Source organism: Hymenobacter glaciei, from assembly GCF_039539585.1.
Classification (GTDB): Bacteria; Bacteroidota; Bacteroidia; order Cytophagales; family Hymenobacteraceae; genus Hymenobacter; species Hymenobacter glaciei.
On the sequence record NZ_BAABDK010000007.1, the window covers coordinates 1 to 15,132 of the forward strand.

The 15,132-nt window shown below is 58.9% G+C and carries 15 protein-coding genes; 9 read left to right on the top strand and 6 right to left on the bottom strand.

Annotated features, from left to right (window positions below; translation table 11 throughout):
• Positions 1 to 823: 823 nt before the first annotated feature.
• The 5 genes from ABD837_RS04120 to ABD837_RS04140 form a co-directional block, all read right to left on the bottom strand.
• The gene (locus tag ABD837_RS04120; RefSeq protein ID WP_345050615.1) at positions 824 to 982 is read right to left on the bottom strand and encodes a hypothetical protein; all 159 of its coding nucleotides are present in this window, start codon (positions 980 to 982) and stop codon (positions 824 to 826) included.
• 9 nt (positions 983 to 991) lie between these two features.
• Positions 992 to 1,873, bottom strand: a complete 882-nt coding sequence (locus ABD837_RS04125) for a hypothetical protein (RefSeq protein ID WP_345050619.1) — start codon at positions 1,871 to 1,873, stop codon at positions 992 to 994.
• Between the two features lie 87 nt (positions 1,874 to 1,960).
• On the bottom strand, positions 1,961 to 2,593 hold the full coding sequence (locus tag ABD837_RS04130) for a DUF4303 domain-containing protein (protein WP_345050621.1): 633 nt from the start codon (positions 2,591 to 2,593) through the stop codon (positions 1,961 to 1,963).
• Complete coding sequence (locus tag ABD837_RS04135; protein WP_345050624.1) at positions 2,476 to 3,291, bottom strand: hypothetical protein; 816 nt, start codon at positions 3,289 to 3,291, stop codon at positions 2,476 to 2,478. Before ABD837_RS04135 ends, ABD837_RS04130 begins: the two co-directional genes overlap by 118 nt.
• Positions 3,292 to 3,312: 21 nt before the next feature.
• Positions 3,313 to 5,046 carry a M61 family metallopeptidase gene (locus ABD837_RS04140; RefSeq protein WP_345050627.1) on the bottom strand — a complete coding sequence of 578 codons (1,734 nt, stop codon included), beginning with the start codon at positions 5,044 to 5,046 and terminating at the stop codon, positions 3,313 to 3,315.
• Positions 5,047 to 5,175: 129 nt separating this feature from the next.
• Here ABD837_RS04140 and rpmH point away from each other — a divergent pair, with 129 nt between their 5' ends.
• The 4 genes from rpmH (at position 5,176) to ABD837_RS24940 (ending at position 8,065) form a co-directional block, all read left to right on the top strand.
• Positions 5,176 to 5,334, top strand: coding sequence for a 50S ribosomal protein L34 (rpmH, locus tag ABD837_RS04145; RefSeq protein ID WP_035563087.1), 159 nt, complete (start codon positions 5,176 to 5,178; stop codon positions 5,332 to 5,334).
• Between the two features lie 155 nt (positions 5,335 to 5,489).
• Positions 5,490 to 5,939, top strand: coding sequence for a ribonuclease P protein component (locus ABD837_RS04150; protein ID WP_345050635.1), 450 nt, complete (start codon positions 5,490 to 5,492; stop codon positions 5,937 to 5,939).
• 30 nt (positions 5,940 to 5,969) lie between these two features.
• A complete protein-coding gene (locus ABD837_RS04155; RefSeq protein WP_345050638.1) occupies positions 5,970 to 7,664 on the top strand; it encodes a S41 family peptidase in 1,695 nt (564 codons plus the stop codon).
• Between the two features lie 68 nt (positions 7,665 to 7,732).
• Positions 7,733 to 8,065, top strand: a complete 333-nt coding sequence (locus tag ABD837_RS24940; protein WP_425554291.1) for a DUF6678 family protein — start codon at positions 7,733 to 7,735, stop codon at positions 8,063 to 8,065.
• On the opposite strand, the gene ABD837_RS04160 is transcribed toward ABD837_RS24940, so the two are convergent.
• Positions 8,054 to 8,602: a suppressor of fused domain protein gene (locus ABD837_RS04160; RefSeq protein WP_345050640.1), complete on the bottom strand. Its 549-nt coding sequence runs from the start codon at positions 8,600 to 8,602 to the stop codon at positions 8,054 to 8,056. The two genes, ABD837_RS24940 and ABD837_RS04160, sit on opposite strands and share 12 nt — an antisense overlap.
• A gap of 32 nt (positions 8,603 to 8,634) precedes the next feature.
• On the opposite strand from ABD837_RS04160, the gene tsaB reads away from it, so the two are divergent.
• The 5 genes from tsaB (at position 8,635) to ABD837_RS04185 (ending at position 14,681) form a co-directional block, all read left to right on the top strand.
• Positions 8,635 to 9,336 (top strand): tRNA (adenosine(37)-N6)-threonylcarbamoyltransferase complex dimerization subunit type 1 TsaB, encoded by a 702-nt coding sequence (gene tsaB, locus ABD837_RS04165; RefSeq protein ID WP_345050643.1) that lies wholly within the window; start codon positions 8,635 to 8,637, stop codon positions 9,334 to 9,336.
• A gap of 135 nt (positions 9,337 to 9,471) precedes the next feature.
• On the top strand, positions 9,472 to 9,999 hold the full coding sequence (locus ABD837_RS04170; protein ID WP_345050646.1) for a DUF2480 family protein: 528 nt from the start codon (positions 9,472 to 9,474) through the stop codon (positions 9,997 to 9,999).
• A 364-nt stretch (positions 10,000 to 10,363) separates the two neighbouring features.
• A complete protein-coding gene (locus ABD837_RS04175) occupies positions 10,364 to 11,701 on the top strand; it encodes an APC family permease (RefSeq protein WP_345050648.1) in 1,338 nt (445 codons plus the stop codon).
• A gap of 159 nt (positions 11,702 to 11,860) precedes the next feature.
• Entirely contained in the window at positions 11,861 to 13,126 is a 1,266-nt protein-coding gene (locus tag ABD837_RS04180; protein WP_345050651.1) for a hypothetical protein, read from the top strand.
• Between the two features lie 355 nt (positions 13,127 to 13,481).
• Positions 13,482 to 14,681, top strand: a complete 1,200-nt coding sequence (locus ABD837_RS04185) for a serine hydrolase (protein WP_345050653.1) — start codon at positions 13,482 to 13,484, stop codon at positions 14,679 to 14,681.
• The last annotated feature ends 451 nt before the right edge of the window (positions 14,682 to 15,132 follow it).

Consider the following 15,132-nt stretch of genomic DNA (forward strand, 5'->3'; position numbering starts at 1 on the left):
CTCGGCAGGTAGCAACAATCGGAAGAAGCGGTGCTATCCCAAAGTGACGTCCCATTCTACCGTTTCACTGAACTTCCTCCGCCTTTCTGATTTTCTAATCCATGTCATTCACAATTCGGGCACTTTGCTTTTTGGGCGTGTTGCTAACGCCCTCCTGTAAAGAACAAGAAAGTCCTTTTACTGCCTTGTTAACCGCGAAAAATTCCTGTTGGGAGTCCCAGGACTACCCCCGGCATGAGAACTCCATACCCTTCGGATGCACCACCTTTTCTAAGGACGGCACTTTGCAAGTATTCCAGTACACGAAAGAAGGGATGGAGCCATGGGTTCACATCGACGGCCACTGGTCAAACAACTGGTCATACTCTCCTTCTAGTCAAGTTCTTGCTTTCGGTGAAGGGGAACCATGGCAATCAATTACGGTGACGCGTTATAACAACGACACCATTTTCACCAAAGACCATACAGGTTATCAAAGTGTCATGGTCCGACATTAACGCTCGTTTCCCTGAACTCCTAGCAGCTGCTCGGTACCTGGTGGCCAGTTGGCCCCAATCGGGCAGGGCGAGTTTAAGAAACTCGTCTACGATTCAAAGTTTACGAAATGCGCCGAAGGGATGAGTTTCGTAAACTCTCAAAATTGAGCTTGGTCCCCCGCCAAAGTACCACGCCGGCAGCAGGCCGCGTAGGGAGGCCAAAACCACCACTTTTCCAAGGTCTGGGATATAAGATGAATTATGTAACTGAACAAAAGGGAGAAAAGGCCTAGCCTTGTTGCGGCCGTCTTTTCTCCCTTTTGTTCAAGTAAGCCAAACTGGCTGCATTAGGACCTTGCCCCCCAAAATTCCCAGCCCAGCCACTGCCGGAACCCTTGCTGCTGGGCCGCATCAGCCTCGCGCAACTTGCGCACATTGTAGCGCGGGCCGACGGTATGGCCCGGCGCGGCGTTGAGCTGCACCCGGAGCAGGCGGATAAGGGGCATCGGGGAAGCTTAGCGCGATACGTCCAGTTCGTCGTAGGTCACGAGGGCGTCATCGGGCATGCTGCCATCGGCCAGGGTGTGGCGACGCTTAATGATGACGCGGCTGGGGGTAGCCCAGCGGGCCGTAACCGCCTCCCATCTATCGGGCGCGCGCGTCCAGAGCAGGCGCGGGCCAGCGGCCTCAATCTGCACCAGAGACAGTTGGTTGGCCTGGTCGCCGCCGCCCAGGCCGGGGCTGGTGAGGAGTACGAAGCGGCCATCAGGCGAGGCCACGGCTTCGCCGGTTAGCTCAACGTTGCGGCCGGTGCGCTGGTCCACCAGCACGATGCCGTTTTCCTCCCAATACATCGCCTGCACCACCCACTGGTGCGCGGCGGGCAGGCTGCCCCAATATATAAATTTCACGCCATTGCCGTTTTGCAGGGTAAACTTGGCGTCGGGCGTAGACGACAGCTTGACCACGCTGCCCTGCGCGGGCTGCAACAGCAAATTGAGGCCCTGGCGACGTACCAGGCCCTGGGAGGCGGGTATGCGTTCCGCATGTGAGTGATTGATAAATTCCGGCAAGCCACTGGTGGGCAGCTGGTCGAAAGCCTCCGCTGTAGTAGGGCGCAGCTGGACCACCCGGCCGCCGGGCAGGTGCAGGGTATCGGCCGGGCTAAGGGACGCCGGGCTGGCGGCGGTGGCAGTGCCTGGCTTGGCGGCGGGCACCGAATCCGCTGGCGGGGCCGCCAGCTCGGGGGCGGGCACCGAATCCGCTGGCGGGGCCGCTGGCTTGGGGGCAGGCACCGAATCCGTTGGCGGGGCCGCTTGCTCGGTGGCAGGCGCATCGGAGTGGCAGGCGGCGCTGGCGAGTAGCAGCAGCACCGCGAGGTGGGAGGAGTTCTTCATAAGTCCGGCGAAAAAGCGGCTTTGGGGTACATTAGAGGAGTAAAGTCTGGCCGGGGCTTGGCTTGGAACGGTGAAGGAGGGAATGTTTTACCCTTCCCACGTACGCAGCCAAGCCAAATAGTCGGTGCCGTAGGCGTTTGGGTTGGGCCGGCTGACCAGTTGGGCCAACCCCTGCGCCGAGGGGTCGCGGTCGGCTACGTGGAAGAGTAGCAATACTTCCCTGCCCGCTGCCGGGTCGAAAAAGCCCGGTTGGGGCAGGTCCGCTACCACGTCGGGGCAGGTGGGGTAACGTTGCTGGCGAAACGGCTCGAACGCCTCGGCTGCCAGCGTTTCGTTCAGCACCTGCGGGCGTAGCTGGTGGCAGCTGGCATCAAACGGCAAAGGGGCACCTGCGCTTTCGTAACGCCACTCCGCCGGCTCAAGCTTCGCATCCGGCAGGTCTGCGGTCAACTGGGTGGCCAGATGCGCCAGGGTGTTGGTGGCGGGGCAAACCGTCAGGGCTCCCTCATCGGTGTAGCGCGCAAAGCGATAGATGCCCTCGGTTTCCGCGGCCGCGCCGCGTACCCGGACTGGGAAACCGCCCCCGGACGAGCCGCCAGCCCCTACTGCACCTTCGATAAATCCAGCCGGACGTAGCCATTCGGGGGCGAGCCTGCCCCCGACTCCTGCTTTATCAGAATGGCGCTGTTGCCGTCCCAGCGTACCTCGACCGGGCCCCACTGCTTAAGGGTACGCTCCCAGAGCAGGCGGAGCCCGGTGGCTTCCACCTTGTAGAGCTGCAGGCCATTGGGGTCGTATTGAGCCTCCATGTCGATGCTATACGCCAGGATATAGCGCCCGTCGGGCGAGGGGATGGGCTGGCCCCATAAGGACGTGCGCCGCCCCGTGCGCTGGTCCACCAACTCCACCTCCGAGCCCTCGTAGAGCGTGACCGATACAACCCACTGCCGCACCGCGGGCAAGGTTCCCCAATAGTGGTAATCAACGTTGCTTTCGGAGTCGCTGGTGTCGGTCGCCAGCACCACCGCCCGGCCGTTGGAGGGCTTCAGCCACAGCCCGGTTCCCTGCTGGCTCACCCCCTCAGCGCTTTTCACCCCGTTGGGCGTGTTGCGGAGGTCCGCACGGTTGACGAGGCCCGAAGCAGGCAGCTTCTGGAAAACCGCTGCAGTGGAGGGGGACAGGTACACCACGCCGCTTTGGAAGCGCAACGTGTCGTGGCTGGTGCTGGGCCAGGTATCGGCGGAAGTCAGGACTTTCGGCTCGGTCACCACCGCCTCGGCAACCACCTCTTGTGGTGGCACCACCGGAGCGACAACCGGCTTGGCTTGCTCGGCAGTGGGTTTTTGCTGGTCGCAGCCGCTCAACAGCAGTAGTGAAACGGCCAGCCCCAGCAGGGACTTTTTCGGAGAGTGAAGCATAAAATCGGAAATGAGTGACCCTTAAAACTCCCAGCCCAGCCACTGCTGGAACCCGCGCTGCTGGGCCGCATCAGCCGTTTCCATCTTATCAATCGCATACCGCTGCCCGAAGCTGACGCCCGGCGTCGCCGCCAGTGCCACCGTCAGCAAACGATTCTGTCGGAATACACTCACTTCGTAAGCCGATTCGCCACTGCTGAGCAGGCTTTGCAGGTTCATATCCACCCGTCGGCCATTCACGGCCACAATCTCATCGTCCACGGTCAGGGCCGCAGCGGCGGGCGAGTTGGGCCATATGGCGCTTACTTCCGTGCGCTCGTTCTTCACCACCGTGCGGAAACCAAAGTGACCTTCCGATGCCGAAGCGTTTTCTCCCACCAGCAGCTGGCAGCCCACCGTGTGCAACACCCGGTCGAGGGGCTCCTGCAGCGGCGCGGTTCCGTAAATAAACTTGTCGAAGTAGGCATGCATATCGCGCCCGGCCACTTCGTTCACAATGCGCACGTAGTCGGCCTCGGTGTAGCCAATGCCGGTTTTACCGAATTCCTCGTACAGCCGCCGCATCACGTCGTCGAGGCTGCGGGCGTGGCTGGAAAGCTGCCGGATGGTTAAATCCAGAAGCATGGCTACCAGCGCGCCTTTGTGGTACACCGATACCTTACGGTCAGGTATACCGGGCTTGTAGCCGTCGAGCCAGAGGTCCATGCTGGCATCGGCCAGCGAGAGGTTGTCGCCACCAGCATCGTCGTAGTGCTTGCGCAGCACGGTATTCAGCTCCTCAAAGTATTGGGCAGGCGTCCGCACGTGGCTGCGGGCCAGCAGGTATTCGCCGTAATACGTCGTGATGCCTTCGGCGATGAAACAGGTCCGAAAGTAATTCTCGCGGCTGTAGTCGTAGGGCTGCATCTCGGCGGGCCGAATGCTCTTGATGTTCCAGGTATGGAACAACTCGTGGCAGCTCACACCGAGCAGCTCTTTGTACAAGCCTTCGCTCATAACCAGTTCGGCCGGCCCCAGCGTAATCACCGTCGAGTTGTGATGCTCCACGCCGTGGTAGTGCTTGTAGGGCAGGAACTGGTTCAGAAAGTGGTAGTCGGCCACCGGAAAGCCGCCAAACATCGCTAGCTGTGCTTCCGAAAATGCCTTGAAATCGGCCAGAATGCGGGGCCAATCCAATGGCGCCTCGCCCTGTACCCACACATGGAAAGGCAGGCCGCCCGCCTCATACTCCTGGTGCGTAAGCGAGGGGCTGGCAATCAGCGGCGCGTCGGCCAGCTGGTCAAAATTCTGGGCAGAAAGTACATCCGGAGCCGTCTGGGGCAGGCCACAGGCTATCTGCCAGCCTTCGGGAATGGCCAGCGTCAGTTCACACTCCTCTTCTTGCCGGCCCTCCACATACATCAGGGCCTGCACGGGGTTCAGGTACAGTTGCGACTCATCGAGCCAGGAGCCGCCGGCGTCCATCTGGTGGGCGTAGAAATTGTAGCGCACCCGCACGGTGCGGCCCGCGGCATTGGGCACTTCCCACCGGTCCTTGGTGAGCTTGCGGTAGGGCAGGGGCTGGCCGGTAGCAGCATCCTCAACTGCCACACGCTGAATCTTCTGGGCGAAGTTTTGCAGCTCGTAGCGGCCCGGGCGCCAGGCGGGCAGCTGGAGCTCCAGCGGGGCGGTGGCATTAGTGGCTACGTCCAGCGTGAGCTGTACCTGTAGATAGAACGTGAGCGGATTTTCGTAGGAAACGTGGTAGTGAATCATCGCCAAAACGGGTTAAACGGGACTAAATCTACTGCCCGCTAACGGGCTAAGCGTAAAAGTGGCTGAGGGCCTTGCCTTTTCCAGACAAAGCCCGTACCTTTGCCGGCCCAACTTGAAACTACACAAAAGATGAAACGCACCTATCAACCTTCGAAGCGCAAGCGCGTTAACAAGCACGGCTTCCGTCTCCGCATGGAATCCGCTAATGGCCGCAACGTGCTGGCCCGTCGTCGTGCCAAAGGCCGCAAGCGCCTCACCGTATCCGACGAAGGCAAGCACAAGCGCTAGTACCTTAGCCGTTAGCTGAAAGCTTTTAGCTGCTAGCTAGCAGATTGCCGCATTGCTGAGACAGCGTTATTTCTGTCGCTGCAATGCGGCTTCGCTATTTTAGGCGTTTTCAAAGCAGCTTTTTGCGGTTGAAACCGCTGCAACCACCAAGCCACGTGAACGAGCCAACAGCTACTAGCCAGGAGCTAACGGCTAAGAGAAAATATACTTTCCCGAAAGAGGAGCACCTGTGCCGCAAGAAGCTCATCGAAGAGCTTTTTAGCAAGCAGAGTTCCTCTTTTGGCGTTTACCCCCTGCGCATCGTCTGGATAAAGGCGGCTGCCCCCACTGCTGCTCCGCCGCAGGTGCTTATCAGCGTGAGCAAGCGCACCTTTAAGCGGGCCGTCGACCGCAACAGGCTCAAGCGCCTCATCCGCGAGGCGTATCGGCTTAATAAATATCGGCTTACGGAACACCCCAACGGGCACGAAATCGCGCTGTTAGGTATTATCTTCACGGGAAAGGAAAAAAGTCCGCTAACGTTGGTGGAAAAAAAATTAATTTCCGCTTTCCATCGTTTGCTGGGCACGACCAGCGAAGTACCTGCTTCGCCCCCAACCCCGTAGATTCGTGTTGACCCGCTACCCGTATTCTTTATGACTATCCGCAAAAAGCTACTTGCTGCCCTGGCGTTGAGCACTCTGGGGTTGGTTTCTTTCCGCGCTGCCTCCGATAACGAGCGGTACTTCGAAATCGCGAAAAACCTGGACATTTTTGCCACGCTTTTCAAGGAGGTCAATACGTATTACGTCGACGAGATAACGCCCGCCAAGCTGGTGAAGACGGGCATTGACGCCATGTTGCGTTCGCTCGACCCCTATACCAACTACATTCCGGAGGACGACATCGAGGACTTCCGCACCATGACCACCGGGCAGTACGGCGGCATTGGGGCCTCGGTGGTGAAGCGCAACGGCAAAACCGTGGTGCAAAGCGCTTACGAAGGCTACCCCGCCCAAAAAGCCGGCCTGCTCCCCGGCGATGAAATCCTCGACATCAACGGCGTAGTGGTTGATAAGAAGTCGAACGCCGACATCAGCAAGCTCCTCAAGGGCCAGGCCAATTCGATGGTGAAGCTCATGGTGACGCGCTACGGCCAAGACAAGCCCATCGAAATCGACATCACCCGCGATAAAATTCAGGTAGATAACGTGCCCTACACCGGCATGATTTCCGGTGATGTCGGCTACTTCCAGCTCGGTGGCTTCACGGTGGATGCGGGCAAGGAAGTGCGTATTGCCGTGAGCAAGCTCAAGGAGCAGGGCGCGAAGAAAATTGTGTTCGATATCCGCGATAACCCCGGGGGGCTGCTGAATGAGGCGGTAAACATTTCCAATCTCTTCATCGACAAAGGCCTCGACGTGGTGAGCACCAAGGGCAAGGTGACGGAGTGGAACAAGACGTACAAGGCCCTCGACGTGCCCCTGGATACTCAAATTCCCATTGCCATCATCACGAGCAACCGCTCGGCGTCGGCGTCGGAAATTGTGTCGGGCGTGCTGCAGGACTACGACCGCGCCGTGGTGGTGGGCGAGCGCACCTTCGGTAAGGGCCTCGTGCAGGCCACCCGGCCGCTGAGCTACAACTCGCAGCTGAAGGTGACGACCGCCAAATACTACATCCCGAGCGGCCGCTGCATCCAGGAAATCGACTATGCCCACCGCAGTGAGGACGGCACGCTGGGCAAATTCCCCGATTCGCTGCGCACGGCCTTCAAAACCACCGCCGGCCGCACCGTGTACGACGGCGGCGGCGTGGCCCCCGACATTGAGGTAAACGACCGCGAAATCGCGGACATCACCCGCATCCTGCTTCAGAAAAGCTACCTTTTCGACTACGCCACGCGCTACCGCGCCGAGCACCCCACCATCTCTGCGGCCCGCGCGTTCAAACTCACGGATGTCGACTACCAGAAGTTTGTCGGCTACCTGCAGGGCAAGAACATCAGCTACAGCACCGACGCCGAAAAAGCCCTCACCGACCTCAGCAAGAAGGTGAAAGAGGAGAAGCACTACGACGACGTGAAGCTGGAGCTTGAAGCCATCCGCAAGAAGGTGACCGTGAACAAGGCCAACGACCTGCAACGCTTCAAGCCCGAAATCAAGGAGTTGCTGGAGCAGGAAATCGTGTCGCGCTACTTCTTTGAGAAGGGCCGCACCGAAGCCGGCTTCGACGACGACCCCAACATCATCGCCGCCGTCGCCGTCCTGAACGACCCGAACCGCTACGCTGCCCTGCTGAAGCCCACGGGCCAGGCCGCCAGCGCCCGCAAGTCGGCTGGCACGAAGTAATCTTGAGTTGCGTTAAATTAGAAAAGCAGGCGCTGAAAGGTGCCTGCTTTTTTGTTGAGTGTTGAATTATGAGTGCCATTGAAAAAGTCGCCGCTCTCGCCGCTCTAATAAATAGCCTTGGGTGTAGTCCAAGAATCAAGCTAAGACATGATGCCACGCCAGAAGCTTGGGGAAATACGGGCATCTGTATTCCTGTAAGTGGTTATATCGAGGTCCAAGGGCCCTGGCCGTTTAGGGAGGTTGAATGGCTTGAAATCAATCCAATTGTGATGAAACATATTGGTAGATTAGTTGCGTCGAAACGATGGAATCATTCGGACGCAATTGTCTCGTTCCTGCAAACGGAAGGTGTGGGCTATAGTATAGTTGAAGGCATGATAAGGATTTCGTTAGATGCATGAATCGCGCTGGGGATTCAGGTAATCAAGCCCACAATCCTCAAACCGTTGCTCCAACGCATCCCAGCCATTTTCCATTTTGTAGTCTCTTTCACTTTCGGTTGTTGGCAGCAGCCACAAGTTATGCAAGTGGCCGCCTTCACAATCGAAAATCTCTAGAGCTTCTCCGGACAAATACGGAAGCGAAATGAAGCCGTAGCTACAAAGCGAATCATCTTGCCAAGGGCGACCGAAGTTGACGGTGTGATGCAAGCCGAGATTGGTGTTGTTGCGGTGGAAGGATGCGGTGACAGTGAGCAATTCAATCAAGGTCGTGTCCTCCTTGTTAGACAAGATGTGCAGTTCGATTAAAGCTTCTGGCGTGTCGGTCGACATCCCTAGCGTCGAATAAACCCAGCAACTTGTTTTATCAGATGGTGGAAACGCTAAAACCGAAAAGCCCCTCCCCATCTTACCGTGCGGGTCCGGAATTGGATTCGTAGCGACACTGGGACCCCAAGTGGATTCTAAGTGCTGCCGTAGTAGTTCCAGATTATACATTGTCGACCTTTGCAGAAAATTTCAAAGCTACAGTGAGCGGTATCATTCTTCTCTCCCTCGAAACCTCGTCCCCCGTCTGCTCGGTGGCCCTGCACCGCCTCGAAGACGGCTCCCTCATCGGCCAGTCGGAGCTGCGGCTCGATAAGTCGCACTCCACCCACCTCACCGTGCTCATCGAGCAGCTGCTGGCCAATACCGGCCACCAACTCGCCGACCTGGCTGCCGTGGCCGTGAGCGACGGGCCCGGTTCCTACACCGGCCTGCGCATTGGCGGGGCTGCCGCCAAGGGCCTGTGCTTCGCGCTCGATATTCCGCTGGTGGCCGTGAGCACCCTGCAGGCCCTCGCGGCGCAGGTAGCCGCCGGTACTGCCCGGCCCTCAACCTGGCTCTACTGTCCCATGCTGGACGCCCGGCGTACGGAAGTGTACGCCGCCCTCTACACCCACGACGGCCAGCAGGTGCTGGCTCCCACACCGCTGCTCCTCGACGCCGACACGCTGGCCGAACAATTAGCCACCCGTGCCGTGTTATTCTTCGGTCACGGGGCGGCGAAGTTTCAGGCGCTGCTGGGGGAGCATTCCAACGCCAGTTTCCTGGCGGGGATTGAGCCCTCGGCGATTTCGGTGGGGCAGCTGGCCGTGGCTGCCTTCCACCGGCAGGAATTCCAGGACGTGGCGTACTACGAGCCGTTTTACCTGAAAGAAGTGTACACCACCACGCCGAAAGCAAGGTAAAACGTCATGCAGAGCGCAGCGAAGCATCTCGCGTGTGGCAGTAACTTAATCGTGAAAACGTCAATAGTTAGTTTCAGCACGCGAGATGCTTCGCTGCGCTCTGCATGACGTTCTAGTAACTCAAAATAGAATCCCATGGAACCCCTCTTCGTCAACCGCGTCGCCAATTCTGGCCTCATCACCCTCAACCTGGAAGAGTTCATTCACCCCGGCGAGCGGGTGGTGTACGACATCAAGGACAACCTCTTCCACGGCCTCATGCTGCGCGAAAAGGACTTCCGCGAGTTCGTCAAAACCCACGACTGGACGCAGTACGACGGTAAAAACGTTGCCATCGTCTGCTCGGCCGATGCCATTGTGCCCACCTGGGCCTACATGCTGCTCGCCACCAAGCTCCAGCACCACGCCCACCGCTACGTCTTCGGCAACCCCGATGCGCTGGAACAGTCGCTCTTCGAAGAAGCCATTGCCGCCATCGATACCGAAGAATACCGCGACGCCAAAGTGGTAGTGAAAGGCTGCGGCGACAAGCCCGTGCCCACTTTCGCCTACGTGGCCATCATGCAAAAGCTGCTTTCCGTCACCAGCAGCATCATGTACGGCGAGCCGTGCAGTACCGTGCCGCTCTACAAAAAGCCCAAAGCCGTCGGCGTGGTGGAATAACGCCCGGCTGTGCGAGTTCGCTTCCACGGTGTGCGAGGTCGTTTCCACGGCATGTAAGTTCGTTTCCAAGATGTGCGACCTCGGTTTAATGGTGTGCGACCTCGCTTCCACGGCATGCGAGGTCGTTTTCATGATGTGCGACGTCGTTTCCACGGCATGTAAGTTCGTTTTCATGATGTGCGACCTCGCTCCCACGGTATGCGAGGTCGTTTCCACGACATGCGAGTTCGTTTCCACGGCATGCGAGGTCGTTTCCACGGGATACGACCCGGCTTTCTCGAATGGTGAGTTCGATTTACTGACGTGCGAGTTCGCTTAATTGCCTAGTAAGACAGCCTTCCGCATTGGTTCGCATCTTTGCACCATGCCCGAGCTTACCCGCACACCCTATAAAATCACCTTCCTCACCGGCGCCGCCATCGTTATTGCCAACATGGTAGGCACGGGCGTCTTCACCAGCCTTGGCTTTCAGGTAATGGGCATCGAAAGCGGCTTCGCGCTGCTGATGCTGTGGTTAGTTGGCGGCCTCATCGCCCTCTGCGGAGCCGTGAGCTACGCCGAGCTGGCCTCGGCCATGCCCCGCTCGGGTGGCGAATACCACTACCTGAGCCAGATTTATCACCCCGCACTGGGCTTCCTCTCGGGCTGGGTGTCGGCCACGGTGGGCTTCGCGGCTCCCACGGCGCTGGCTGCGCTGGCGTTGGGACAATACGCCAAAAGCGTATGGCCGACTTTGGAGCCACAGTGGCTTTCGGTGGCCGTGGTTCTGCTCCTCACGGTGGTGCACGGCACCAGCACCCGCGTCGGCAGCCGCCTCCAAATCATCATCACTGCCCTCAAAGTGGGCGTGCTAGTCGTGTTCATCGGCGCGGGCGTGGTGGTGGGGGAGGGGCAGCCCATTAGCTTCCTGCCCGATGCCGCCGGCTGGCGCGCGCTGCTCAGCCCCGCGTTCGCCGTGAGCCTCGTGTATGTGAGCTATGCTTACTCCGGCTGGAACGCCGCCGTGTACGTTACCGGCGAAATCGAGAACCCCCGCCGCAACCTCTCGCGCATCCTGCTGGCCGGCACCGCCATCGTCCTCCTATTATATGTGGGCCTGAACTACGTCTTCCTTCGTTCCACGTCAATAGCGGGTTTGAAGGGGCAGGTCGAGGTTGGTTTTGTAGCGGCCACCTCCCTTTTCGGCCCGCTCGGCGGCCGGCTAATGGGCGGAGTCATCGCGGCGCTATTGGTTTCCACCATCAGTTCGATGATTTTCGCCGGGCCCCGCATCGTTCAGACGATGGGGGAGGACCTGCCCGCCTTGCGCTTCCTCGCCCCCAAAAGCCGCGCCGGCATTCCCGTCCGCGCCCTGGCCCTGCAAACCATCATTACGCTGGTATTTATCAGCAAGCCGAAATTCAAGGAAGTATTGGTCTACGCTGGCTTCGTGCTGAACTTGTTTACCTTCCTCACGGTGCTCGGCTTGTTCGTTTACCGCTGGCGCCGCCCCGACGTCCCGCGGCCCTACCGCGCCTGGGGCTACCCCTTCACTCCCCTGCTTTTCCTGGTTCTGAGTGGCTGGACCCTGGTTTTCATCCTCCGCGACAAGCCCTGGGAATCCCTGTATGGCTTAGCTACGCTGGCCGTCGGCGCATTGGTCTACTTCATCACAACGCGTATCGGGAGCCCTATTGCTGAAGAAGTTTCCAGCCTCGGCTAGCTCTTACCGCTCACTTATTTCCTCGCATCACCTGTGAATTGTCTTGCCCTCCAGCAGGCAGGGGGCGGGGGGGAGGCAAACGCTAGAACGGAACCTCCTGTAACTTGCAGCTTCATTGGGCCCTTCTGCAGCCCGCCTTTTCTCATCATACCTAATAGAATGTCCTTCCGCACCGCCGCGCTTCGGGTCCTGCCCGCCGCCTTGCTTTTGCTCTCTGCTTGCTCCGAGTCGAAAACCAAAACCGAAACAGCGACTTCCAACAAGGAAGAAACCATGGCCACCACCGCCGACGCCATCGACTCTACCAAGTCAGCCTCGCCTGGGTCCAAAGAAAAAGCTGTAGCTACTGCCAATAAGCCCACCGTAGCCCCCGATACGGCCTACGCCCAGGACGTCGCGATGTTCCTCGGCGGCCTGCAACCCAGCCAGCACAGCAACCTTACCGCGCTGGCCGCGACACCCGCTTGGCAGGCGTTCGCCAAAGACCAGGACAAAAGCTGGGAGAAGTACCGCGCCACTCACACCACGCGCATGACCAAATGGGCCAGCACCGAGCTCGATTCCGTGCATGCCAACAGCCCCACCATTTTCTATCCCTTCAGCGGCCCCGATTTCCTGAACGTCTTCACGATGTTCCCCACCAGCCAAACCTACGTGCTGATGGGCCTCGAACCCGTCGGCAGCATCCCCGCCCGCACCTCCCTCGAAAATCCCAAGCTGCTGCCCGCCGTCAAAACCTCGCTGTGGTCGGTGCTCAATTTCAGCTTTTTCCGCACCAACGACATGGCCGTGGACCTGAAATCGGTAGAACTCGACGGCGCGCTTCCCTTGATGATGCTCTTCGCCGCCCGCACCGGCAACCAAATCACCGCCATCCGCCCCATTCAACTCGACGCCACCGGCCAGTTACAGGACGCCTCCAAAGATTCCATCCAAGCCCCCAAGTCAAAATCTATCCCCGGGGTAGAAATGAAGCTCCGCGGCCCCGACGGCCAGCCCAAAACCGTCTACTACTTCTCTGCCGACCTCAGCGACTGGAAGCTCAACGCCAAAAAAGCTCCCCTCGAATTTGTGCGCCACCTCGGCCCCCTTACTACGTACGTGAAGTCGGCCACCTACCTCATGCACAAATCGTACTTCAACCAAGTCCGCCGCACGGTTCTCCGCCGCAGCCGTTACATCCTGCAAGACGATTCCGGCATCGCCATGAAGTACTTCCAGAAAGGCGCCTGGCAGTTCAACTACTACGGCACCTACCGCCGCCCCATCAACCTATTTGCCAAACAGTACCAGCCCGAGCTCACCACCGCTTACCGCGACTCCCTTCGCAAACCCAAAGCCCTCCCGTTCGGCACCGGCTACAACTGGCGTCAAACCGACTCCAACCTCCTCCTCGCCAAACGCCAAGTCCCTCTGGCCGACTAAAACCCTCGTATAAAACTAGCCCCACAGGGCCGTGGTGGCAACATCACGGCCCTTTCTATTTCAATGCACCTATATAACAAGCCCCGAGAACGTCATGCTGAGCTCGTCGGAACAACTCTACCGCAGTAGTAATCAAACTTAACAATTGCAGTAAAGGTGCTTCGCGGCGCTCGGTACAGTGTTTAAGGGCGTTTGAATGATTTCTCGAACAGCTACTATACCTATGAAAAATTCCCACCAATCCCGTCCCTCCCTATACTATATAATAGGCGCCGTTTTTCTATTGACAATAACCACCCTGGCTGCAAGCAGTCATCTGGCTTCCCCTCTCCGCAAGACAGTGAGTAGGGAGGTGATGGTAACCCCAGGAGACTCTCCACTATTAGACTCCCTACTCCAGGCCAATCCCTTATTAAAGAGAGTCGCTACCAACCCCCAGTACGAGCTCCAAATCATCTACACCCAAATCAACCGCGACGCCCAAAATCGCCCCACCTTCATTCCCCACACCTACCACCTCAATCCCCGCCAATACTTCAACCCAGCAAGCCTGGTCAAACTCCCCGTCGTCGCCCTTTCCCTCGAAAAGCTCAACGACCTCCACAACCCCCGCGTCACCCGGCGCACCATCATGGCCACCGGCACTGCTTACCGCTGCCAAACTCCTGTTCCCTTCGCCGCTCCTGCCGATTCCGACCGCACTGCCACCGTCGGCAACTACATCAAACGCATGCTCCTCGTAAGCGACAACCTCGCCTACAACCGCCTCTATGAATTCCTCGGCCAGCGCCCCCTCAACGAGCGCCTCGCCCAACTCGGCTACCCCAATGCCCGCATCACTCGCAGGTTTGCCCCCTGCGACACGGCTGCCAACCGCCACACCAACCCCATCAGCTTCCACACCCCCCAGGGCGACACCCTATACAAGCAGCCCGCCCAATACAACCCCACCGCCTACCGCAGTCCCCTTGGCCGCGTCCTCAAAGGTCGCGCCTACCAGGCCGGCAGCCGTGTCATCCCCGAACCCTACGATTTTACCACTGCCAACCACCTCCCGCTCCCCGATATCACCGCCTTTCTCCAAAGCATTCTCTTCCCTGAATCCGTCCCCGCCCCCCAGCGTCCCCACCTCACCCCATCAGATTACGCCTTCCTCCGCCGCTACCTCCACGCCACCCCCCACGAGTCGAGCTTTCATCCCTACACTCCCGCCCGCTACTTCGACGCCTACAAGAAGTACCTCTACTACGGCCGCAACCCCGACCTGCCCCGGCAGTCCAGCCTGCGCATCTACAACATCGTCGGCATGTCCCACGGCTTTCTGGCCGACGTGGCCTACTTCGCCGACTCCCTTCACCAATCCGAATTTTTCCTTAGCGCCATGCTCTACGTCAACCGGGACGGCATTCTCAACGACGGCGCCTACGAATACGAGACCATCGGCCAGCCCTTCCTCGCCCAGCTCGGCCGCCAACTCCAGCACTACGAGGCCCAGCGCCCCCGCCGCTACCGCCCCGCCCTCGCCGCCTTCTTCGCCCCCGAGCCCATCCGCTAACTTTTTCTAAAAATTCTCGGGGCGCTAAGTCCTTGATTGCGAACCGCCCGTTACGCCAAACCCCGCGCGGCTGCGTCCCCTGCCCACAAAAGTTGGACGCTATACCTTGGAAGCCGGGAAAATCCCCCTACTTTTGCAGTCCCAAATCGCCAACCGGGTGACGGGTTGTGCCGCAGCAACTGCTCGGCAGAAAAGTTGAAAGGCAAGGAACTTCACGGCGACAATCCATGTATTGCCTCCCGTGCTCGCTTCGGCAAAACCTTCGAAAATTAAATTTCGGCAGGTGTTGCGAAAGCCGAAAAAAGGCCCTTACCTTTGCACCCCGCTTCGATAGGAGGCCGGAAAGGAGTTGACGAGTGAAACGAGAAAGAATAAAAACTTTCACCTTTCACTTGCGAGTTCAAAACTTCTGCTTACCTTTGCACTCCCAATCCCAAGAACGGGATTTGAA